15 protein-coding genes and 2 pseudogenes are annotated in these 20,612 nt (G+C 73.4%); 7 read left to right on the top strand and 10 right to left on the bottom strand.

Annotated elements, in window-relative coordinates:
• Nucleotides 1-13: 13 nt before the first annotated feature.
• The gene (locus AB4Y78_RS10385; RefSeq protein ID WP_040881532.1) at nucleotides 14-1,441 is read left to right on the top strand and encodes a WS/DGAT/MGAT family O-acyltransferase; all 1,428 of its coding nucleotides are present in this window, start codon (nucleotides 14-16) and stop codon (nucleotides 1,439-1,441) included.
• Nucleotide 1,442: 1 nt separating this feature from the next.
• Nucleotides 1,443-1,823, top strand: coding sequence for a DUF6912 family protein (locus AB4Y78_RS10380; protein WP_441713440.1), 381 nt, complete (start codon nucleotides 1,443-1,445; stop codon nucleotides 1,821-1,823).
• 36 nt (nucleotides 1,824-1,859) lie between these two features.
• Here the strand turns inward: AB4Y78_RS10380 and AB4Y78_RS10375 are convergent, their stop codons facing one another.
• From AB4Y78_RS10375 to AB4Y78_RS10365, 3 genes are read right to left on the bottom strand one after another with little or no spacing between them, the layout of a single operon-like run.
• Nucleotides 1,860-2,348: a DUF2505 domain-containing protein gene (locus tag AB4Y78_RS10375; RefSeq protein WP_007928825.1), complete on the bottom strand. Its 489-nt coding sequence runs from the start codon at nucleotides 2,346-2,348 to the stop codon at nucleotides 1,860-1,862.
• A 29-nt stretch (nucleotides 2,349-2,377) separates the two neighbouring features.
• Nucleotides 2,378-2,899 (bottom strand): WXG100 family type VII secretion target, encoded by a 522-nt coding sequence (locus AB4Y78_RS10370; RefSeq protein ID WP_441713441.1) that lies wholly within the window; start codon nucleotides 2,897-2,899, stop codon nucleotides 2,378-2,380.
• Nucleotides 2,896-3,180: a hypothetical protein gene (locus AB4Y78_RS10365; protein WP_441713442.1), complete on the bottom strand. Its 285-nt coding sequence runs from the start codon at nucleotides 3,178-3,180 to the stop codon at nucleotides 2,896-2,898. The genes AB4Y78_RS10370 and AB4Y78_RS10365 overlap by 4 nt, the downstream gene beginning before the upstream one ends.
• A 172-nt stretch (nucleotides 3,181-3,352) precedes the next feature.
• On the opposite strand from AB4Y78_RS10365, the pseudogene AB4Y78_RS10360 reads away from it, so the two are divergent.
• From AB4Y78_RS10360 to AB4Y78_RS10350, 3 genes and pseudogenes are all read left to right on the top strand, one after another.
• A pseudogene (locus AB4Y78_RS10360) lies at nucleotides 3,353-7,906 on the top strand (NAD-glutamate dehydrogenase); the annotation flags it as partial.
• Nucleotides 7,907-8,141: 235 nt separating this feature from the next.
• A pseudogene (locus AB4Y78_RS10355) lies at nucleotides 8,142-8,501 on the top strand (histidine kinase N-terminal domain-containing protein); the annotation flags it as partial.
• A 159-nt stretch (nucleotides 8,502-8,660) separates the two neighbouring features.
• Nucleotides 8,661-9,605, top strand: a complete 945-nt coding sequence (locus AB4Y78_RS10350; RefSeq protein ID WP_441713569.1) for a sensor histidine kinase — start codon at nucleotides 8,661-8,663, stop codon at nucleotides 9,603-9,605.
• A gap of 67 nt (nucleotides 9,606-9,672) precedes the next feature.
• On the opposite strand, the gene AB4Y78_RS10345 is transcribed toward AB4Y78_RS10350, so the two are convergent.
• Complete coding sequence (locus AB4Y78_RS10345) at nucleotides 9,673-9,921, bottom strand: WhiB family transcriptional regulator (protein ID WP_007925026.1); 249 nt, start codon at nucleotides 9,919-9,921, stop codon at nucleotides 9,673-9,675.
• Nucleotides 9,922-10,129: 208 nt separating this feature from the next.
• Here AB4Y78_RS10345 and AB4Y78_RS10340 point away from each other — a divergent pair, with 208 nt between their 5' ends.
• Together AB4Y78_RS10340 and AB4Y78_RS10335 are read left to right on the top strand one after the other, a co-directional pair.
• Entirely contained in the window at nucleotides 10,130-10,528 is a 399-nt protein-coding gene (locus tag AB4Y78_RS10340) for a hypothetical protein (RefSeq protein WP_007925024.1), read from the top strand.
• Nucleotides 10,528-12,234 (top strand): amidase, encoded by a 1,707-nt coding sequence (locus AB4Y78_RS10335; RefSeq protein ID WP_441713443.1) that lies wholly within the window; start codon nucleotides 10,528-10,530, stop codon nucleotides 12,232-12,234. Before AB4Y78_RS10340 ends, AB4Y78_RS10335 begins: the two co-directional genes overlap by 1 nt.
• A 6-nt stretch (nucleotides 12,235-12,240) precedes the next feature.
• Here AB4Y78_RS10335 and AB4Y78_RS10330 read toward each other — a convergent pair whose 3' ends face one another.
• The 6 genes from AB4Y78_RS10330 to AB4Y78_RS10305 are packed head-to-tail and all read right to left on the bottom strand — an operon-like array spanning nucleotide 12,241 to nucleotide 20,408.
• Entirely contained in the window at nucleotides 12,241-16,401 is a 4,161-nt protein-coding gene (locus AB4Y78_RS10330) for an FtsK/SpoIIIE domain-containing protein (RefSeq protein WP_441713444.1), read from the bottom strand.
• A gap of 58 nt (nucleotides 16,402-16,459) precedes the next feature.
• Nucleotides 16,460-17,056, bottom strand: a complete 597-nt coding sequence (locus AB4Y78_RS10325; protein ID WP_387355191.1) for an energy-coupling factor transporter transmembrane component T family protein — start codon at nucleotides 17,054-17,056, stop codon at nucleotides 16,460-16,462.
• The gene (locus tag AB4Y78_RS10320; protein WP_441713445.1) at nucleotides 17,053-17,742 is read right to left on the bottom strand and encodes an energy-coupling factor ABC transporter ATP-binding protein; all 690 of its coding nucleotides are present in this window, start codon (nucleotides 17,740-17,742) and stop codon (nucleotides 17,053-17,055) included. The genes AB4Y78_RS10325 and AB4Y78_RS10320 overlap by 4 nt, the downstream gene beginning before the upstream one ends.
• Nucleotides 17,736-18,857, bottom strand: a complete 1,122-nt coding sequence (locus AB4Y78_RS10315) for a thiolase family protein (protein ID WP_441713446.1) — start codon at nucleotides 18,855-18,857, stop codon at nucleotides 17,736-17,738. The genes AB4Y78_RS10320 and AB4Y78_RS10315 overlap by 7 nt, the downstream gene beginning before the upstream one ends.
• The gene (locus AB4Y78_RS10310) at nucleotides 18,854-19,831 is read right to left on the bottom strand and encodes an AMP-binding enzyme (protein ID WP_441713447.1); all 978 of its coding nucleotides are present in this window, start codon (nucleotides 19,829-19,831) and stop codon (nucleotides 18,854-18,856) included. The genes AB4Y78_RS10315 and AB4Y78_RS10310 overlap by 4 nt, the downstream gene beginning before the upstream one ends.
• Nucleotides 19,818-20,408, bottom strand: coding sequence for a biotin transporter BioY (locus AB4Y78_RS10305; RefSeq protein WP_441713448.1), 591 nt, complete (start codon nucleotides 20,406-20,408; stop codon nucleotides 19,818-19,820). Before AB4Y78_RS10305 ends, AB4Y78_RS10310 begins: the two co-directional genes overlap by 14 nt.
• Nucleotides 20,409-20,612: the final 204 nt, after the last annotated feature.

Raw genomic sequence — 20,612 nt, 5'->3', positions numbered from 1 at the left:
CCACGATGACCTCGTGGTGAACAGACTCGGCAACCTGGACGCGGCCTTCCTCTACGTCGAGGAGCCGACCCTGCCCATGCACGTCGGCTCGGTCATGGTCTTCGACCCGCCGGCCGAGGGCTTCGACTACGACCGCTTCGTCTCGGTGGTGGGCGACCGCGTCGCGCGCCACGGGCGCTACCGGCAGCGCATCCGCGAAGTGCCCGGGCGGCTGGACAACCCGGTGTGGGTCGACGACGCGCAGTTCGACCTCGCCTACCACGTGCGCCGGTCGGCGCTGCCCACGCCCGGGGCGCGGTCGGACCTCGAGGACTTCGTCGCCCGCATCATGGCTCGTCCGCTCGACCGGGACCGCCCCCTGTGGGAGGCGTACTTCGTCGAGGGCCTGGAGGGTGGGCGCTTCGCCGTCGTCACCAAGGCACACCAGGCCATGGTCGACGGCATCCACGCCGTCGATCTGGCCCACCTGCTCATGGACCCCGCCGCGGTGCCCGCCGACGACAGCACGGTCGCCCCGCGGCCGGAACCCTCCAGCCTCCGGCTGCTCACCGACGCCATGCTCGGCTCCTTGCTCAACCCGGCGCGCGTCGTCACCACCGTCGGCGCCGGGCTGCGGGACATCTCGGCGACCGGCCGGCGCGCCTCCGAGACGGCCGTTCGGGTCGTCTCGACCCTGGCGAAGGTCGGTACCCGGCCAGCACCCGACTCTCCCCTCAACGCCCACGTCGGCGCCGCCCGCCGCTACGTCATGGTCGACACCGACCTCGACGACTACCGCCAGATCCGGTCGCGGCTGACCCGCGGCAAGTACGTCGACGACGTGACGATCAACGACGTCATCCTCGCGACGGTCACCGGGGCGCTGCGCACGTGGATGCAGACCCGTGGCCTCCCGGTGACGAGCGCGTCGACGCTGCGGGTCATGGTGCCGGTGAGCATCGTCGACGGCTCCGGTGACCCGCTGACGGACGCCGCGATGACCGCCTGCTTCATCGACCTGCCGATCGGGGAAAACACCCCGTCGATGCGACTGCACCAGATCGCCTTCGCCATGCGTCAGCAGATCGAGTCGGCATCGGCAGAGGGCATGGGCGCGACCTCCCTCGCGTCGATCGCCGGCTTCGCCCCACCGACCCTCCACACCCTGGGCGCCCGGCTCAGCAGCGTGATGTCACGACGCCTGTCCAACCTCGTCATCACCAACGTGCCCGGCCCCCAGCAGCAGCTGCAGGTCGAGGGCAGCCAGCTCGTCGAGACCTACCCCGTCATGCCGCTCGGGCGCGGTCAGGGCCTGTCGATCGGCCTGACCTCCTACGACGGGCGGGTCTACTACGGGCTCACCGGCGACCGCGACTCCATGGCCGACCTCGACCTGCTCGCGCAGGCCATCGAGGACTCCCTCGCCGAGCTGCGCTCGGCCCGGCGCACCCGGAGGGCCTGACGTGCGGGTCTACCTGCCGCTGCTCGAGTCCGACCTGACACAGGTCGCCGCGGACGGGATGCTGCCGGAGCGCACCGGCTACGCCGTCACCGACGAGGTGCGCGCGCTCGACCCCGCCGCGGACGAGGAGGACCTCGAGTTCGAGGCCATGTGCCAGGCGCTCGACGCAGCCCGTGCGCTCGGCGCCGGACGACGCGTCATCGCCTCGGCGGACGTCGACCAGGCGAGGGGGAGTGGCACGGACGCCGCGCTCGCCGGGCTGCTGCACGTGCCGGTCACCGACGTCGCCTCCTTCCATGTCGAGGAGAGCGCCGGCGAGGTCGGGTCCGGCTACGACGACCTGCTCTGGTACGACGTCACGGAGCTGTCCGCGCTCGTCTGACACGTGGACGCGCCCTGGTCGGCAGGGGCCGGGGCGTCAGGACAGGCGCGTGGTCAGCTCGGCGATCTCGTCGTCGATCGACTGCTCGATCGCCGGCTTGCTGGCCGCCTCGATCTTGCGGCCGAGGAGCGGGATCGAGCAGGTGAGGTCAGCGGCCACGGACAGCCGGGAGGCGCCGGCCTCCGGGGCGAGGGTGATCGTGCCGACGAGGCTGACCGGCACGCCGGCCACGGAGATCTCGAGGTCCGCCGTGCGCGACCCGTCATCGGCAGCGGGGCGCCAGTGCTGCTGCTCGGACACCGTGAGGGTGTCGCCGACCATGGAGACGACCGGCCCGGGCATGCCGGCGGTCGGCAGCCTGCGCTCGCAGTGCACGTTGGCCCCGCCGCCCGGAGCATCGGCGACGGTGGCCGTCGCGTCGGGGACCTGCGCGCGCACCTTGGCGAGCTGGTAGTCCTCGGTGCGGATGACGGCAAAGGCCTCGTCGACTCCGGCGGGCAGGGTCGCGCTGCGGGTGATCTTCATGGGCACACGCTAGCGCGGGAAGCGGGTGGTCACGTGCGCAGCGCAGCGGCCGCCAGGGCCAGCTCGTGCGCCGCGCGCCGGCAGTCCGCGGCGAGCCGAGCCCGGTCGCTGCCCAACCCCGAGACGAGCTGGTGCACCCGACCCTGCAGCTCCTCCCTCCGATCGGCGCCCGCGGCCTCGCCGCCGGCATCGGCGACGCCCGTGATGCCCCAGGCACGGTGCACGGTGCCGTCGCGGACCTGCAGGCCCGCGGCCGCGGCCTCCTCCTCGAGGGCGTGCAGGCCGGCCGTCGTCGCGGCCAGCTCGGCCGCCGACTGCTGGAGCGAGCGCGCGCACTCGTCGAGGGTCGCGGCGCTGGCCGCGGCGGACGCCGCCACCCGGTCGACACGCTGCCGGGTCGCGACCGCGCGCGGCCCCGTCCACCCGGGAGAGGCGTCGTCGAGGGTGGCGCGCACCCGGTCGGCGTGGGCGGTCAGCTCCAGGGCGGTGCGGCGCAGGGTCGCACCGAGCGCGCTGACGGAGGCCGGGTCGCCGAGGAGCGGGTGGTTCATGCTGTGCCCCGCGGGGTCGTCACGTGGGACCGAGAGACCGCGGACGGGCTCGCGTGGCCGGAGACGGAGAGGGAGATCTCGCGGCAGGACGCGGACAGCTCCCGCAGCGTGTCGATCGCGGCGTCGACCAACGCGTCGACCGCCGTCTGGGTGGCGTGGTCGCCGACCGAGACCATCGTGTCGAGCAGGGCCTCGCCCCCGGTGGCCGCGGACTCGGCCGCGGCCGACAGGGCGGTGCCGAGAGCCGTGAGGTCCTCCGGTCGAGGGTGCGAAGGGGGCATGGTCCGGACAGCCTAGCCGCGCCCTCTCGTCGGCCGCGGGCGTCGTCCACAGACGTCGCCCCGACGAGCATCGGGCCGGTCACGTGAGGTAGATCATGAGCGCTAGGCTCCGACCATCGGGACAGCGAGGTCCCGATGACCAGTTGCGACGCAGATCGAGGACGCCCCACCCATGGCCCAGCTGCCTGCCCACTCCGTCACCGACAACGCCCCCGGCATCGCCGGAGAGCTTGCTGCCGCCGCCACCGCGGCCGGCGTCGACCCGGCCTTCGTCGAGCGGTACCTGCGACACGCCGACGAGGTGGCGCTGCGCGAGCGCAGTGCCCACGACCTCGTCGCGCTGGCGACGACCCACCGCGAGGTCGCCGCGACGAAAGCCCCGCAGGAGACGATCGTCGAGGTCGTCGACGGGGCCCTGCACGTCGTCACGGCGGACCGCCCCTTCCTCGTCGACTCGGTGCTCGGCCAGCTCGCGTCCGAGGGGATCCGGGTCTCCCTGCTCGTCCACCCCCTCTTCGTCGTCCGGCGGGACGCCGACGGCGCGCTCCTCGAGGTCCTCGACGAGGACCCCCGCACCGGGCACGACGAGGCCGGCGTGCTCCACGAGTCCTGGATCCGCGTCGAGCTGGCCGAGCCCTGCGACCTGTCGCTGCTGCGTGAGCGGGTGGCCGAGGTCGTCGACGCGGTCGCTGCGGCGGTCGACGACTGGTCCGCCATGCGCGATCAGGTGCTCGACGCCGCGGCCCTGCTCGAGCAGGGCCGCGGCACCGGCGACGTCCAGGAGCAGACCGCGTCCGCGGAGTTCCTCCGCTGGCTGGTCGACGACCACTTCACCTTCATCGGCTCGCGGGACCACGTGCTCGACCTCGCCTCGCACGACGGCTCAGTGACCGCGATCCCCGGCAGCGGCCTGGGTATGCTGCGCTCCGACTCGACGGCCGAGGCCATCACCCCGCTCGGCGGCGCACTCGGTCACGAGACCGCCGACGTCAGCTGCCTCTCGATCGGCAAGTCGCACGCAGTCCTGCCCGTGCACCGTGTCACCCACCCCGACCTCGTCGCCGTGAGGTTCACCGACGAGGCGGGGCAGGTCGTCGAGCGCCGCATTGCCGGGCTGTTCTCGTCGACGGCCTACACGAGCTCGGTGCTCACCATCCCGCTCATCCGGGACAAGGTCGACCGGATCCTCGCGGAGTCCGGGTGGGCCCGCGACAGCCACTCAGGCGCCTTCGCCACCCGCCTGCTCGAGTCCTTCCCGCGGGACGAGCTCTTCCAGGCCCCCGTCGAGCACCTGCGCGCCGTCGTCACACGCATCCAGCAGATGGCGTACAGCATGCGCACGGCGGCCTTCCTGCGCCGTGATGTCCGAGGGCAGTTCGTCACCGCGATCGTCTACCTGCCCCGTGACCGCTACACGACGGCCGTGCGACACCGCATAGAGGACCACCTGCGCGAGTCGACGGGGGCCGACGAGGTGTCCTTCACCGCGCACGTCTCCGACGAGCCGATGGCCCGGCTCTACTACGTGCTGCGCGGCACGCGCGGGGTCGAGCTGCCCGAGGGCGAGGCCGCCACCGCCCTCGACGCGGCGATCGCCGAGGCCGTCCTCACGTGGGAGGAGCGCCTCGTGCGCACCGCCGGCAAGCTCGTCGGCGCCGAGGTCGCCCAGCAGCTGCTGCAGCCGTGGGCCGGTGGCTTCCCCGTCGACTACCAGGACGACTTCGACGCGGCCCAGGCCGTGGCGGACCTGAAGAACCTCGTGCTGCTGGGCGAGGGCACCCCCTTCGCCTGTGCCCTCTACGACCCCCGCCGCGGGCACGGCGGCGGTGAGGACCCGCGGATCCGCCGCTTCAAGCTCTTCAGCATCGAGGAGCTCATCCTCGACGACCTCATGCCGATCTTCCGTGACCTCGGGGTCCAGGTCATCGAGGAGGAGCCCTACACCCTCACCCGGGCCGACGGCGTCCGCGCGGGCGTCTACGACATCAGCCTGCGCGTCGACGACCCGGCCGTGTGGGAGGCGCACTCGCACGAGGCTCTGCGCGGCCTCGTCGAGTCGGCCGTCACGGCCGTTCGCTCGGGGCGCACTGAGTCCGACGGCTTCAACGCGCTCGTCATCCGGGCCGGCCTCACGTGGCGGCAGGTCTCCCTGCTGCGCGCCATCGGGCGCTACCTGCGGCAGGCGGGCGGCAGCTGGGGGCAGACGAGCCTCGAGACCGCGCTCGTCGACCACCACGAGATCGCCCGCGACCTCGTCGAGCTCTTCGAGGTGCGCTTCGACCCCGAGCGCTTCGACGGCCTGGCCGACGACGCTCGCGCCGCCGCCGAGCAGGAGGTCGTCGCCCGGATCGAGACGGCGCTCGAGGCGGTGACCTCGCTCGAGCACGACCGGATCATCCGCGCCTTCATCGGCGTCATGGCGGCCACGCTGCGCACGAGCTACTTCATCCGTGACGAGCAGGGCGAGCCGCTGCCGCGGATCTCGCTCAAGCTCGAGCCGGCCAAGGTGCCGGGCATGCCCAAGCCGCACCCCGCCTTCGAGATCTGGGTGCACAGCCCGCAGGTCGAAGGGGTCCACCTGCGCTTCGGTGCGGTCGCCCGCGGTGGCCTGCGGTGGAGCGACCGCCGCGACGACTTCCGCACCGAGGTGCTCGGCCTCGTCAAGGCGCAGATGGTCAAGAACGCCGTCATCGTGCCCACGGGCAGCAAGGGTGGCTTCTTCGGCAAGCAGCTGCCCGACCCCACCGTCGACCGCGAGGCGTGGATGGAGGCTGGGCGCTCGGCCTACCGCGCCTTCATCTCCGGCCTGCTCGACGTGACCGACAACCGTGTGGACGGTGCCATCGTGCCGCCGGACCGGGTGGTCCGGCACGACGGCGACGACTCCTACCTCGTCGTCGCCGCGGACAAGGGCACGGCCACCTTCTCGGACCTGGCCAACTCCATCGCCCGCGAGTACGGCTTCTGGCTCGACGACGCCTTCGCCTCGGGTGGGTCGGTCGGCTACGACCACAAGGGCATGGGCATCACGGCCCGCGGCGCGTGGGAGTCGGTCAAGCGCCACTTCCGCGAGCTGGGTCACGACACCCAGACCGAGGAGTTCACCGTCGTCGGCATCGGTGACATGAGCGGCGACGTCTTCGGCAACGGCATGCTGCTCTCCGAGCACATCCGGCTCGTCGCGGCCTTCAACCACCTGCACGTCTTCATCGACCCCCAGCCCGACGCGGCCGCGTCCTTTACCGAGCGCCGGCGCCTCTTCGAGCTGCCCCGCAGCACGTGGGACGACTACGACCGCTCGCTCATCAGCGAGGGCGGTGGCGTGTGGTCACGCAGCGCCAAGTCGATCCCGGTGAGCGAGCAGGCCGCGGCCGCACTCGGCCTCGACGGGCCGACCTCGCTCACCCCCAACGAGCTGATCCACCTCGTCCTCCAGGCCCCGGTGGACCTGCTGTGGAACGGCGGCATCGGCACCTACGTCAAGGCGACGAGCGAGTCGCACACCGATGTGGGCGACCGCGCCAACGACGCCATCCGGGTCGACGGACGCCAGGTGCGTGCCCGGGTCATGGGCGAGGGCGGCAACCTCGGCGCCACCCAGCGGGGGCGTATCGAGGCGGCCAAGGCCGGGGTGCGCATCAACACCGACGCCGTCGACAACTCGGCCGGTGTCGACACCTCCGACCGTGAGGTCAACATCAAGATCCTGCTCGGTGAGGCGATCCGTCGGGGGATCCTCGACGAGGCCGACCGGGTCGAGCTGCTCGCCTCGATGACGGACGAGGTCGCCGAGCAGGTGCTGCGCGACAACTACGAGCAAAACGTGTTGCTCGGCAATGCCCGGGCGCAGGACGGGGCGATGCTCGTCGTCCACGAGCGCCTCATGGAGACCCTCGTGCGTCGCGGTGACCTCGACCGCGAGCTCGAGTTCCTCCCGAGCAGCGCGCAAGTGCACGACCGCCTGGCGGCAGGGGAGGGGCTCTCGTCTCCCGAGCTGTCCGTGCTGCTCGCCTACAGCAAGCTCGCGCTCAAGGCCGACCTCCTCGAGTCCGACCTGCCCGACGACCCGGCCACGGAGCGGCAGCTGACCGAGTACTTCCCGACGCCGTTGCGCGGGACGTACGGCGAGGCGCTGCGGGCCCACCCCCTTCGTCGGGAGATCGTCACGACCGCTGTGGCCAACGACCTCGTCAACCGGGGCGGGATCACCTTCGTCCAGCGGGCGGTCGAGGAGACCTCCGCTACGTCGGCGCAGGTGGCCAGGGCCTTCCTCGTCTGCCGTGAGGTCTTCGGTCTGGACGACTACGTCGCCCGCGTCGAGGCGCTCGACAACGTCGTGCCCACGCGCGTGCAGACCCGTCTCTACCTCGAGCTGCGGCGGCTGATGGACCGTGGCGTGCGGTGGTTCCTCGCCAACCGTCCGGGCCGGCTCAACGTCTCGGAGGAGATCGACCACTTCAGCGCACCGGTCGCCGAGCTCGCGCTGCAGATCCCGCAGCTGCTGCGGGGCTCGCAGGCCGAGCGCCTCGTGCGCAAGACGCAGGACCTCGTCGACTCGGGTGTGCCGACTGACCTGGCCCGGCGCACCGCGATCCTGCTCGACCTCTACTCGGTCCTCGACATCGTCGACATGGCGCAGCAGAGCGGCCGGACGACCCTCGAGGTCGCCGAGACCTACTACCTGCTGTCCGAGACCTTCGGCATCGACGAGCTGCTCATCCTCGTCACCCGCCTGCCGCGCGAGGAGCAGTGGGATGCCATGGCTCGAGGCGCCCTGCGCGACGACCGGCGGGGGCGCCCCCCCMCGACGAGGCCGCCGAGCGGGTCCAGACCCAGCTCGGCGGGATCCGACAGCTGTCCTCGCCGGGGGTGGCCGCACTGTCGGTGGCGCTGCGGACCCTGCGGTCCGTCACCCGCTGACCCGGGGCGGGCCCGGGGAGCTGCGTCACTAGGATCGCGACGTGCGGACACTTGCCGACTTCTTGCGCATCACCCCGGGCCTCGAGGCCGAGGACGCCGAGTGGCTCCACCTGCTCGTGGAGGACTGGCACCTGCTCGCCGACCTGTCCTTCAGCGACCTCGTCCTGTGGGTCGAGCACGAAGGGGGGTGGGTCGCCGCGGCGCACACCCGCCCCATGACCGGCCCGATGGTCTTCGTCGAGGAGGTCGTCGGGCAACCGGCGAGCAATGTCTTCGGCGACCTCGTGGACCGGGCGGCCCAAGAGGGGCAGAGCGAGCACGTGCGGGAGCGGGGCCAGGACCTCATCCACGAGCGGGCGCGCACGGTCCGGCGGGCCGGCCGCACGATCGGCATCCTCAGCGTCCACGACCAGCTCGACAGTGGTCGGCCGCAGACCCGCCTCGAAGAGGCCTACGCGGAGATGGGCGACGATCTCTTCCTCATGGTCGCGGAGGGCACCTGGCCCCATGCGACCTCCCCGAGCGGCGCACGGCGCGGGGCCCCTCGGGTCGGTGACGGGGTGATCCGGCTGGACGAGGCGGGACGCGTGGAGTATGCCTCGCCCAATGCGCTGAGCGCGATCCGTCAGCTGGGCCACCCGGGGCCGGTGGAGGGGGAGGTCCTCGTCCAGGTGATGAGCGACCTGCCCGGCCAGACGAGCCACATGGACGAGGGGTTGGCCCTCGTCGCCATGGGCCGCGCCGCGTGGCGCTCCGACCTGGAGACCCGGGGTGCCGCGATCTCGTTGCGCGCGGTGCCGCTGTACCGCGGTCGGACCCGGCACGGCGCGATCGTCCTCGTTCGCGACGTCTCGGAGCTGCTGCGCCGCGGCGCCGAGCTGATGACGAAGGACCAGACGATCCGGGAGATCCACCACCGGGTGAAGAACAACCTGCAGACCGTCGCGGCGCTCCTGCGGATGCAGGGGCGCCGGGTGCCTGATACCTCGGCCCGGACCGCGCTCGGCGAGGCGGAGCGTCGCGTCGGGGTCATCGCGATGATCTACGAGGCGCTGAGCACGGGTTTCGCCGAAGCCCTCGACTTCGACGACGTCGCCGTGCGCGGTCTGCGCGCGATCGTCGAAGTGGCCCGCACGAGCGGCGCCATCGACTCCCAGTTGACCGGATCCTTCGGGCTCGTGCGGGCCGAGGACGCGACGGCGGTGGGGCTGATCCTCTCCGAGCTGGTGCAAAATGCGGTCGAGCACGGCATCCCCGAGGGCGGCTCGATCCACGTCGACGCCCAGCGCACGACCGAGGACGACGAGGGCGACATCCTGCGCGTCACCGTGGTCGACGACGGCCGGGGGCTCCCGACGGGCTTTCGGCCCAGCCGGGCCGGCCTCGGCACGCGCATCGTCACCTCGATGGTGCACGACCTGGGCGGGCAGATCCGCTGGGACGACGCCGAGCCTCACGGCACGCGGGTGCGCTTCAGCGTGCGTCTGGGCGGCGTCGAGAGCTGACCGGGGCCAAACACGACGAAACCGCCCCCGAGCGAGTGCTCGGAGACGGTGGTCAGGTGGTCAGATGTCAGCCGGCTCGGCGGGCCCGGGCCTTGCGACGCTTGAGCGCGCGGCGCTCGTCCTCGGAGAGGCCGCCCCAGACGCCAGCGTCCTGGCCGGACTCGATGGCCCACTTGAGGCAGGTGTCGACGACCTCGCACCGACGGCAGACCTTCTTGGCCTCCTCGATCTGGGCGATCGCGGGGCCGGTGTTGCCGATGGGGAAGAAGAGCTCGGGATCTTCGTCGAGACAGGCTGCGCGGTCGCGCCAATCCATGGGGGTGGTGCTCCTTGTCGTCGGGGAGGTCGTGCACATCGTGTGTCGCTGGCCGGGGCCGACGTGTGAGTCGTGCCGCCGGGGCGTCCACGACCCAAAACACACATCATTGTTCACGCTACCGGTCCGTATGCCAACAGTGTGGGACGACCGCTTTGTTCCGTCGTGCCGTGTGATGAGTCACGAAGGGTCACCTACGCTGCTGGTCGTGACCTCGAGCCAACCCCCTTCGTCGCCCACCCCGTCCGCCCTCGCGGCGGCGCTCGTCTGCCTCGTCGAAGCCCTCTTCCTCGTCGGGACCGCCGTCCTCTACGGGCTCGAGCTCGCGGACGGACGCAGCGACGACGCCAACGTCGCGTCGATGTCGCTCGTGGTCTGCCTGATCTTCGCGATCCTCCTCGCGGTGCTCGCCGCCGCCTGGCGCAAGGGGGCCCGGTGGCCGCGCACGCCGACGATCGTGTGGAACGTCCTCCTCCTGCCGGCGGCGTGGACGCTGGCGACGACCAGTGGGTTGTGGGTGGGCCTCACCCTGGCCGTCGTCGCCGTCGCGGGTGTCGTGGCGGCGCTGCTCGCACCGTCGGCGGACCTGCCGGACCGCGCGCTCTGATGGCCGACATCGACGTGGTCGAGGCGGACATCGCCTCCCTCCGGCACGCTCTGGAGACGGGCCGGACGACGAGCGAGGGGCTCGTGCGGGCCTACCTCGCCCGCATCGAGGCCTACGACCGCGGCGGGCCCGCGCTCAACGCGGTCGTCGTCGCCAACCCGGCAGTGCTCGACGAGGCGCGGGCGTCGGACGAAAGGCGGGCGCAGGGGGCGACCCTCGGGCCGCTCGACGGCATCCCCTACACCGCCAAGGACTCCTACCTCGTCCGTGGACTGACCTGCGCGAGCGGGTCGCCGGCCTTCGCCGAGCTGGTCGCCCAGCGTGATGCCTTCACCATCGAGCGGCTGCGGGCGGGCGGTGCCGTGCTCATCGGCCTGACGAACATGCCGCCCATGGCCAATGGTGGGATGCAGCGCGGTGTCTACGGGCGTGCCGAGAGCCCCTACAACGGCGCCTACCTCACGGCGGCCTTCGGGTCGGGATCGTCCAACGGGTCGGGCACGGCGACGGCGGCGAGCTTCGCAGCCTTCGGTCTGGGGGAGGAGACGTGGTCCTCGGGCCGGGCTCCGGCGAGCAACAACGGCCTGTGCGCCTACACACCGTCCCGCGGGGTCATCTCCGTGCGCGGCAACTGGCCGCTCGTGCCCTCGATGGACGTCGTCGTGCCGCACACCCGGACGATGGCCGACCTGCTCGAGGTGCTCGACGTCATCGTCGTGGACGACCCGGACACCACAGGCGACCTGTGGCGCACCCAGCCGTGGATCGACGTCCCTGCGCCCTCGCAGGTCCGGCCGACGTCGTACCCCGCGCTGCGGTCGGGCGGCTCGCAGCCTCTGCGTGGACTGCGCCTGGCGGTGCCGCGCATGTACCTCGGGACGGACGACGAGGCGGGCACCGGGGTCGGCTTCGGCGGTCCCATCGGGGAGCGGATCGTACCGCGCGCCAGCTCCCTCGAGCTCTTCGCGGCGGCGCGGGCCGACCTCGAGGCGGCGGGGGCGGAGGTCGTCGAGACCGACTTCCCCGTGGTGTCCAACTACGACGGTGATCGTGCCGGTGCGCCGACGGTCGCGACGCGCGGACTGCTCCCGGAGGGCTACCTCGACGAGGAGATCTGGGACCAGTCGATGTGGGGCTGGGAGACCTTCTTGCGGGCCAACGGCGACCCGGGGCTCCACCAGCTCGCCGACGTCGACGGCGCGCAGATCTTCCCGCCCCCCGAGGGGGCGTTGCCCGATCGGTACGGTGAGCTCGACTTCGACCTCGCCGACTACGTGACCCGGGCGCGCGAGGTCGGCGTCGTCGAGGACGTCACGACCCTGCCCCTGCTCGAAGGGGGGCTGCGCGGCCTCGAGGAGACCCGTCGGGTCGACCTCGAGGAGTGGATGGACGGACTCGGTCTCGACGCGGTGATCTTCCCCGCGGTCGCCGACGTCGGGCCGGCGGATGCCGACGTCAGCGAGGCGTCGGCCGAGGCCGCGTGGCGCAACGGCGTGTGGGTCGCCAACGGCAACCTCGTGCCCCGCCACCTCGGCATCCCCACGGTCACGGTGCCGATGGGGACGATGCGTGACATCGGGATGCCGGTCGGTCTGACCTTCGCCGGTCGCGGAGGTGACGACGTGCGGCTGCTGACGATCGCCGCGGCCTTCGAGGCGACGGGCACACGTCGCACCGAGCCGCCGCGGACGCCCCGCCTGCCCTGAGGAGGATCAGCTCGCTGTCGGGCCGGGCCGGGCGACCTGGATCTCCTCGGCCACGCCGTCGACGACGAGGTAGCCCCGCCCGGCGAGGCGGGGCAACGCTGGGACCCGCAGGCCGAGGGCGTCACCGTCGGACCGCGCGAGTGGCTGGAGCAGCAGCCCGGTGCGCTCGCGGGCGAGGTCGGCGACGAGTCCGCGGACCTGACCGGCGGCCGTTCGGGTCGTCGTCGACCCGATGAGGAGCCCGCGGTCGAGATCCAGGCGTCGCCCGATCTCGCGCACGACGTCGGCGACGGGGGTGCCCTCGAGTCGCTCGAGGTCGTCGACGACGACCGCCAGGTCGGGGTGCTGCTGACGCAGGGTGACGAGCTCGTCGCGGTCGTCGGGCCCGAGGGTGGGGCAGCCGAGGCCGTCGGCGAGCGCCGGGGAGCCGAGGACGACGAGCGGCTGGCCGGCGGAGCGGAGCTGCCCGGCCAGCATGGCGAGTGCCGTCGACCGGCCGCTGCGGGCCGGGCCGCAGACGAGGAATCGGCGCGCACCGTCGGTGCGCCACAGCACGGGGTCTCGACCCGAGCCGCCGAGGCCCACCGGGACCATCTCCCGGTCGCCGGGCGGCAGGTCGGCGAGCAGCACCTCGTCGGGCAGTGCGCACACGGTCCACGGGGGAGTGGTCGGCGCAGCACGGGGCGCGGCGGGGGATGCCGGTCGGGCCACCTGCACGAGATGACCGCCGGGCTGCCACCGGGCACGTCCCGGGACGAGGCGCTCGGAGACCTGGGTGCGGGTGAGCCCGGCGAGGGCGGCGTCGCCCCGATCGCCGAGGTGCAGGACGAGCCGCGAGGCGACGAGGGAGGACACCCGCCCGGACAGCAGCTCGCGTCCGCCGGCGACGAGGACGCACAGGCCGGCCGAGGTCCCGTCCCGCATGAGCGTCTCGAGGCTCTCGGCCGTCTCGCCGAGGTCGCTCGCCCCGCGCGGGCGCGTCACCCGACCCCAGCCATCGACGGCGAGGAGGAGGTGTGGCGGGGGCGTCGGCCCGCCGGCGCTGTCGTGGGCGCTCCACCACGCGTCGAGGGTGGCGTGGCCGCTCGCTCGCAGGAGACGACGCCGGTCGCTGATGTCGGCCTCCAGGCGCTCGAGGAACCTGCCGACGACCGTCGTATCCTCGCCGTCGACCACGCTGCCGACGTGGTCCAGGCCGGACAGGGTGGTCGTCGTGGCCGACCCGTCGCCGATGACCTGGACCTGGAGCCGGTCGGGTGACCACCGCCGGGCGGCGGCGTGGACGACGGCTGCCAGTGCCGTCGTGCGCCCCGAGCCGGGCGCCCCGACGACCATCCAGTGGCCTGTGGCGGGCGACCACTCGGCGGCGACCTGCCGTTGCTCGGTCGGCAGGTCCATGAGGGCAAAGGGCGCGCCGGCGCCGGTCTCGCCCGAAGGGAGCTGGGTGTCGGTGAGCTCGTCGGGCAGGGGCGGCAGCCACGGCCGGTGGGGTGGTGGCACGTCGAGTCGGGCGGCCAGCTGGGTCAGCGTGGCGGTCAGCCGCTCCAGGTCACTCGGGCCCGAAGCGTGCTGCGGCGGGGCGACGGGCCAGGGCCGGCCGGGTCTTCGCAGGAGGAGAGGTCCCTCGGAGTCGGCGGCGTGCCCGGCGATGCGTCCGGTCTGGAAGGCGCGCGCCGGACCGCCCCCGGTGCTCGCCAGAGCCCGCCCTGGAGCGCTCTCGGGGAGGTCCGCCGCGTCGGGGCAGCCGATGACGTCGTCGCTGTCGGACCGGTCGCACACCCGCAGCGCGATGCGCAGGTTGACGTTGGCGCGGATGTCGGCCGAGACGATGCCCCCCGGTCGCTGCGTCGCGAGGACGAGGTGGACCCCGAGCGAGCGCCCGACGGCCGCGATGCGCAGCAGGTGGGCGAGGGCCTCGGGCTGCTCCTCGGCGAGCATCCGGAACTCGTCGATGACGATCACGAGACGGGGGAGCGGGTCGCCGTGGTGGCGGTCGATGTCGGGGGCGCCGGAGGCGGCGAGGATGTGCTCGCGCCGGGTGAGCTCGGCATCGAGGCTGCTCAGGGCGCGTTCGGCGGCGGTCGGGTCGAGGTCGGTGAGCATGCCGACGGTGTGCGGGAGCCGGGCGCACTCGGCGAAGGCCGCGCCACCCTTGTAGTCGACGAGCACGAAGGTGATCTCCTCGGGCGACAGGTGCGCCGCCAGGGCGGCGACCCAGGTCTGCAGGAACTCCGACTTGCCGGAGCCGGTCGTGCCTGCGACGAGGGCGTGCGGGCCGTCCCGGCGCAGGTCGAGGCGCATCGGGCCGTCGCCACCGACGCCGACGACGACCTCGAGATCGGAGGGGGTGCCCTCGTCGTGCCGCCACTCCTCGGCGAACCCGTCGAGGTCGTCGGGGTCGCACCCGACGACGTCGACCCAGCGAGCAGCCGAGGGCAGGCTGCCACCCGTGCTGCCGGGCGTGGCGTCGCGCAGCGGCGCCAGTGCCGTCGTGAGTCGGCGGGCCCACGCCTCCCCGGTGCCGTCGACGACTCCGCGGGCGATCGGCTCGTCGGCTCGCAGCAGGCGCAGGTCGTCGTCGTGGAGGGCGACGACCGCCCTGGCCTCGTGGGGCAGGTGCTCGGCGACGTCGGCCAGGGCGATGACGTGGACCCGGTGGTCGCTCCCCGTGCCCATGATCGTGCGCAGGTTGGGGTCGCTGCGCCACGTGCCGGCGTCGTCGACGATGACGACGTGGGTCGTCGGGGGTGGGCTCGCGTCGTGCCGTGAGCGGGGCGTCTGCGCCACTCGCGCGGTCGTCAGGGCGGCGAGGTCGGCGAGCACGGCGGCACCGCCGTCCGGGTCGGCCGTGGCCCGGGCGGAGTCCGGGTCGTCGTCGTGCGCCCTCAGGTGCACCAGCCCGGCGAAGGGAGCCCACCATCCCGTGTCGTCGGCGACGACGCTCACGCGCACGTCGTGGTGCGAGTGCAGGACGACGAGCTGGCCGAGCAGGTGCCGTGCCAGTCGGTCGCGGCGGACGCGGTCGCCGGCGATGCCGAGGACCCCGATGTCGGTGAGGTCGACGACGAGGGGCACGTCGTCGAGCACGGGATGCTCCCGGGTGCCGGCTCGGTGCTCCACGTCGAGACGGGCGGGCAGGGCGCCGAGTCCGAGGCGCAGGCACAGGTGGAGCTCGTGGCCCACCCGTCGCTCCCACAGGTGGGGGCCGTCGCCCCGTGCGGCATCCAGCAGCGCCGCGGCATCAGGGGCTGCTCGCAACCGGTCGCGGCGCTCGGCGGCCAGGGCGGCGGTCAAGCGCTCGCCGGCACGTGCACGGTCCCGGACCCAGGCCGCGTGGGCCTCCCTGTGCTCGCGGCGGGAGCTGGTCCGGTCGGACAGGGTGGACCCGAGGACGAGGATCGGAGAGAGCAGGCCGAAGAGGAGCATCCGCGGCCCGAAGAAGAGTGCGAGGAGCCCGGCGAAGGGCAGCGGGAGCAGCACCATGAGCCACGGGATGCGACGTCGGCGCGGTGAGCTCGGTTCGGCAGGGACGGTGATGGTCGGCGGTGCGCCTGCCCGCGGGACGTGGGGGAGCGGGTTGACCCCGAGGGTGCCGTCGCCGGTCACGGTGCGACGGGAGGGACGGGGGCGGTGGGCCTCGATGACGAACGTGCTCCTGCCCGCGCGCAGGTGGCTGCCGGCCCGCACCCGGGTGCCAGCGGCCGGGACGGCCGCACCGTCGACGGTGGTGCCGTTGGTCGTGCCGAGGTCACGCAGGAGCACGCCGTCACGGTCGACGGTCAGCTCGAGGTGCTCGCGGGAGAGCGCGTCGTCCGCGACGCGCAGGGTCGCAGCCTCGCCTCGGCCGATCGTGTGCCGCCCTGGCTGGAGCTCGTGGGTGCGGCCGGCGTCAGGGCCGCAGCTCGTGACGACGCGAAGGGGCGCTCGCCGAGGCAGGGCGTCCTCCTCGGCGTCGTCGGAGCCGAGGACGAGTGTCGCCGCGTCGAGGAGGGGCGGTCGACCGATCGGCGCATCGGGCGGTACGCGTCGGCCACCGACGTGCACCGTCGTGTCGGTGCGGCCGTGGGCGGCGAGGAGGTCGTCGAGCGTGTGGTGGGCTGCGGCGCGCACGTCGACGGTCGTGCTCGATGCGTCGGATCGGTCGACGAGGTTCATCCGCAGCTGCATGGTCGGCACGGTAGATCCGGACGGCCACGGGTCGCCCGCGGTTGTCCACAGGCACGTGTCAGTCGTCGAGCCCCCGGGCGGCGAGGGCGTCGCCGAGCTCGTCGGCGCGACGCAGCGCGCCGACGATGAGCGGTACGGCGAAGGCCCGCGGGCTCGCGGTCAGACCCCGTGCGTGCTGGGCGCTGCGCACGCGGTGGCCGAGGTCGATGACGAGCGGGACCGCGCGGATCGCCAGCTGCAGCATGAGCCCGACGCGCTCGGGGTCGACGCCCACGCGACGCAGCGGGCCGCAGACGCGCACGACGACGTCGATGAGGTCGCTCGTGCGCGTGGTGAGGGTGACGAGGTTGGCGAGCAGGACGAGGGCGAGGAGCACCCCGACGATGACACTGGCGCGCTGCCACCCGGCGACGATGGTCTGGAAGACGGCGAGCGGCACCATGACGAGGAGCAGCGGTCGCAAGAGGTGCAGGAGCACACGGAGCGGCATGCGCGCGATGGTGTAGCCGGCCAGCACGAGGAGCAGCCCGCTCGCCGTGACGAGCGGTGACCGGACGAAGGGGGAGGCGACCCCCACGAGGAGCAGCCCGAGCAGCTTGGCCCCGGCCGGGAGGCGGTGCAGCAGCGAGCTGCCGTCGCGGTAGAGCCCGATCACGGGCGGGCGTCCATGAGGTCGAGGTAGTGCGCGATCGCCTCGGTGGGCGGCCCGTCGTGGACGAGTCGGCTGTCGTCGAAGACGAGCACCCGGTCGAAGTCGGTGAGCAGGTCGAGGTGGTGGGTGACGAGGACGACCTGCTGGGTCAGGGCCCGCACGGCGTCGGCGACCCGACGGGCGTTGCGGATGTCGAGGAGTGTCGTCGGCTCGTCCATGACGAGCAGGTCGGGCTCCGTGACGAGGACGGCGGCGAGGGCGAGGAGTTGTTTTTGCCCGCCGCTCAGCAGGTGTGCGGGGTGGTCGCCTCGTCCGGCGAGCCCGTGTGCGGCGAGCGCGGCCTCGACCCGGTCGGCGATCTCGGCGCGGGACAGGCCGCGTCGCCTCAGGCCGAAGGCGACGTCCTCGGCGACGGTCGGCATGACGATCTGCGAGTCGGGGTCGGTGAAGCAGAAGCCGACCCGGCGTCGCACCTGCTTGCCCTGGCGGGTGGTGTCGAGGCCGTCGAGGGTCACCGTGCCGTGCTCCGGGACGACGAGGCCGTTGAGCATCCGGGCGAAGGTCGACTTGCCGGACCCGTTGGCCCCGATGACCCCGATGCGGTGCTCGTCGAGGCGGACGGTCAGGTCCCGCAGCACGGGAGGGCGGCCGTCGAAGCCGTGGGTCACGTCGCGGACGTCGATCAGCATGCCTGCACCACCATCGCGACGCCCTGACCGCCGCCGGCGGCGATCGCGGCGAGCCCGAGCTCGCCGGGCCGCAGCTGGTGGAGGAGCCGGACGGCGAGGACCGCGCCCGAGGCTCCCCAGGGGTGGCCGAGGGCGAGGGCCCCGCCCTGCGCGCACACGCGCTCGGCGTCGAGCCCCAGCTCGTCGCAGCAGGCGAGGACTTGGCCGGCGAAGGCCTCGTTGATCTCGATGGCGTCGAGGTCGTCGAGCCCGATCCCGCTGCGCTGCAGGGCCATCCGCGTCGCGGGGACGAGGCCGCGGCCGGGGCGGGTCGGGTCGACGCCGGCCGTCGCGGTGGCGAGGACGCGCAGGCCGTGGCCGCCGAGCCGCTCGTGCGTCGGGCGGTCGACGACGGCGACGGTGGCCGCCCCGTCGCTGATGCCGCAGGAGTTGCCGGCGGTGACGCTCCCTTCGTCGCGGAAGGCCGGTCGCAGCCGGGCCAGCTTGTCGACGGTGAGCGTCGCCTTGGGCCGGTCGTCGCGGGTCACGCCGGCGACGGCGACGACCTCCGCGTCGAAGACGCCAGCCCCGCGGGCGGCCACCGCCCGCGCGTGCGAACGGGCCGCGTACGCGTCCTGGCGCTCGCGCGTCGCGCCGGCCTCCTGCGCGAGCAGGTCGTTGGCCAGCCCCATCTCGGGGTCCTCCCAGCCCTCCGGGGCGAAGGGGGCCCGCTCGTAGCGCACGAGGTCGGCACCGTCGACGGGTGGCCAGTGCCGCCACGGGGCGGTGCTCACCGACTCGACGCCCCCGGCGAGCACGGCACCCGCCCCGCCGCGCACGAGGGAGACAGCGACGTCGATGGCGGCCAGGCCGCTCGCACACTGCCGGTCGACGGTGAGCGCGGGCACGGCGGCGGGCAGGCCGGCGAGCAGGGCCGTGGAGCGGGCGACGTCACCGCCGGGGCCCATGCAGTTGCCGAGGACGACGTCGGTGACGTCGGTCGGGGCGAGGCCGGACCGCTCGAGGGTCGCGGCGAGCACAGGGCCGGCGAGCTGGTCGGCGCGGATACCGGCGAGGGAGCGGCCGGCGGTGCCGATGGCCGAGCGGGTGCCGGCGACGATCACGGGGTGGCTCATCGTGCCTCCTCCAGGGCGGAGCGCACGGCCGCGCGGTCGATCTTGTCGTGCCCGGTCCGTGGCAGCGGGTCGAGGTGCAGCCAGCGGCGTGGTCGTTGGGTGGGGGCGAGGTGCTCGCGGGCGACGGCGGTCAGGTGGGGCACGTCCCCAGCATGCGTGACGGCGGCGGCGACGACCTCGCCGAGGTCGGGGTGGGGCAGGCCGACGACGACGACCTCGCCGGTGGACCGGGGCCGCAGGACGGCTTCGACGTCGGCGATGCGGACGGTGGCCCCTGCGGTGGTGATGCCGCCGGCGCGGCCGTGGACGACGACCCGGCCGTCGACGACCTCGCCGTGGTCGCCGACGGTGACCCAGCCCCCTTCGCGCCGCAGCTCGTGGTCGGGCTCGAGGTACCCGTCGCTGACGAAGGGGGAGTCCACCCACAGCGTCCCCGCCCGCGACTCGACGGCGACGCCGGGGAAGGGACGCAGGTCGTCGCTGTGCCCGCCCCAGGCGACGAAGGAGAGCTCGGCGGCGCCGTAGTAGTGGTGGAGGTGACCTCCCACGGCGGTGACGGCGCTCGCCTCGGCCGGGGTGGTGCGGTCACCGGCGACGACGAGCGTGCGGCCGGTGAGGTCGGTGCCCTCGGCGAGCAGGCGGCGCAGGGCCGTGGGGGTCAGGTGGGCGTGGGTGGCGTCGTCGAGCGCGTCGACGAGCCGCGCGCCGGCCCAGCGGGCGTGGACGGTGGCGAAGAGGTTCATCGTCGCGGTGACCGGACCGGGGACCCACACCCGACTGCCCGACGTCATCCCGGTCAGCTCGCTGACAGCGGCGAAGGAGTCGGTCCACGACGCGGTCGTCCGCACCACGGTGCGGGGCCGGCCGGAGGTGCCGGAGGTCGGCAGGGCGACAGGCACACCGATCCGGTCGGCCTCGACGAAGGCGGCCACGGGGTCCGTCGCCGTCAGCACGTGGACCTCAGACGAGGGCATCCTCGCGGGCCACCCGTCGCGCGCGGATGAGGCCGGGGTAGGCAGCGTGCACCCCCTTCGCGACGACGGCGCAGATGACCGCCTTGGCGAGGTCACCGGGGACGAAGGGGGCGGCCGCGACGAAGGCCGCGCCGACGGACAGGTCGGCGCGCAGCACCATGCCGACGACTCCGAGGAGGTTGAGCAGGAGGACGCCGCCGAGGACGTTGATGCCGATGCCGGGGGCAACGCGGTAGGGCGTGCCCATGGCCTGGGTCATCATGCCGATCGCGTAGGCGGCCACCGGCCAGCCGACGAGGTAGCCGACGCTTGGGCCGGCGAAGACGCCCAGACCGCCGCGGCCGCCGGCGAGGAGCGGCAGGCCGAGCGCGACGAGGGCGAGGAGCACGAGGACGGCCAGCGCTCCGCGGCGGGCACCGAGGACGGCGCCGCAGAGCATGATGCCGAGCGACTGCGCGGTGATGGGGACGGCATTGCCGAAGGGAGCGATGGCGGGGACGAGACCCAGCACGGCGATGATGCCGGCGAAGGTCGCGATCTGCGCCAGTTCGCGGCCGGTGGAGCGCTGCGTGGACACGGGTGCCTCTCGGTTGGGACGGCCGGGGTGGCGTGTGGGGGAGCGGCCGTCGGACTCAGCCACGCATCATGGCACGGTTCACCCCCGAGTAGAACACCGTTCAGGTGGCGAGGTGGGGCACCTGTGGATTCTCGAGATGCGAAGCGCTGACAAATCGCTAGCGTCGTGGTCCATCGGGCCGGGGAGTCCGTGTCGCCACGCCAC

It is taken from the genome of Janibacter sp. RAF52, from assembly GCF_052114035.1.
Taxonomy (GTDB): domain Bacteria; phylum Actinomycetota; class Actinomycetes; order Actinomycetales; family Dermatophilaceae; genus Janibacter; species Janibacter hoylei.
Note: the sequence above shows the minus strand (reverse complement) of the source record. Positions and strands in the feature narration are given on the sequence as shown.

Bases quoted from the DNA above. Each gene is read 5' to 3' on its own strand.
- AB4Y78_RS10335 (WP_441713443.1), top strand. From the start codon at position 10,528: ATGGCCGACATCGACGTGGTCGAGGCGGACATCGCCTCCCTCCGGCAC.
- AB4Y78_RS10365 (WP_441713442.1), bottom strand. From the start codon at position 3,180: ATGCCCCCTTCGCACCCTCGACCGGAGGACCTCACGGCTCTCGGCACC.
- AB4Y78_RS10375 (WP_007928825.1), bottom strand. From the start codon at position 2,348: ATGAAGATCACCCGCAGCGCGACCCTGCCCGCCGGAGTCGACGAGGCC.
- AB4Y78_RS10370 (WP_441713441.1), bottom strand. From the start codon at position 2,899: ATGAACCACCCGCTCCTCGGCGACCCGGCCTCCGTCAGCGCGCTCGGT.
- AB4Y78_RS10330 (WP_441713444.1), bottom strand. From the start codon at position 16,401: ATGCAGCTGCGGATGAACCTCGTCGACCGATCCGACGCATCGAGCACG.
- AB4Y78_RS10345 (WP_007925026.1), bottom strand. From the start codon at position 9,921: ATGGATTGGCGCGACCGCGCAGCCTGTCTCGACGAAGATCCCGAGCTC.
- AB4Y78_RS10315 (WP_441713446.1), bottom strand. From the start codon at position 18,857: ATGAGCCACCCCGTGATCGTCGCCGGCACCCGCTCGGCCATCGGCACC.
- AB4Y78_RS10320 (WP_441713445.1), bottom strand. From the start codon at position 17,742: ATGCTGATCGACGTCCGCGACGTGACCCACGGCTTCGACGGCCGCCCT.
- AB4Y78_RS10310 (WP_441713447.1), bottom strand. From the start codon at position 19,831: ATGCCCTCGTCTGAGGTCCACGTGCTGACGGCGACGGACCCCGTGGCC.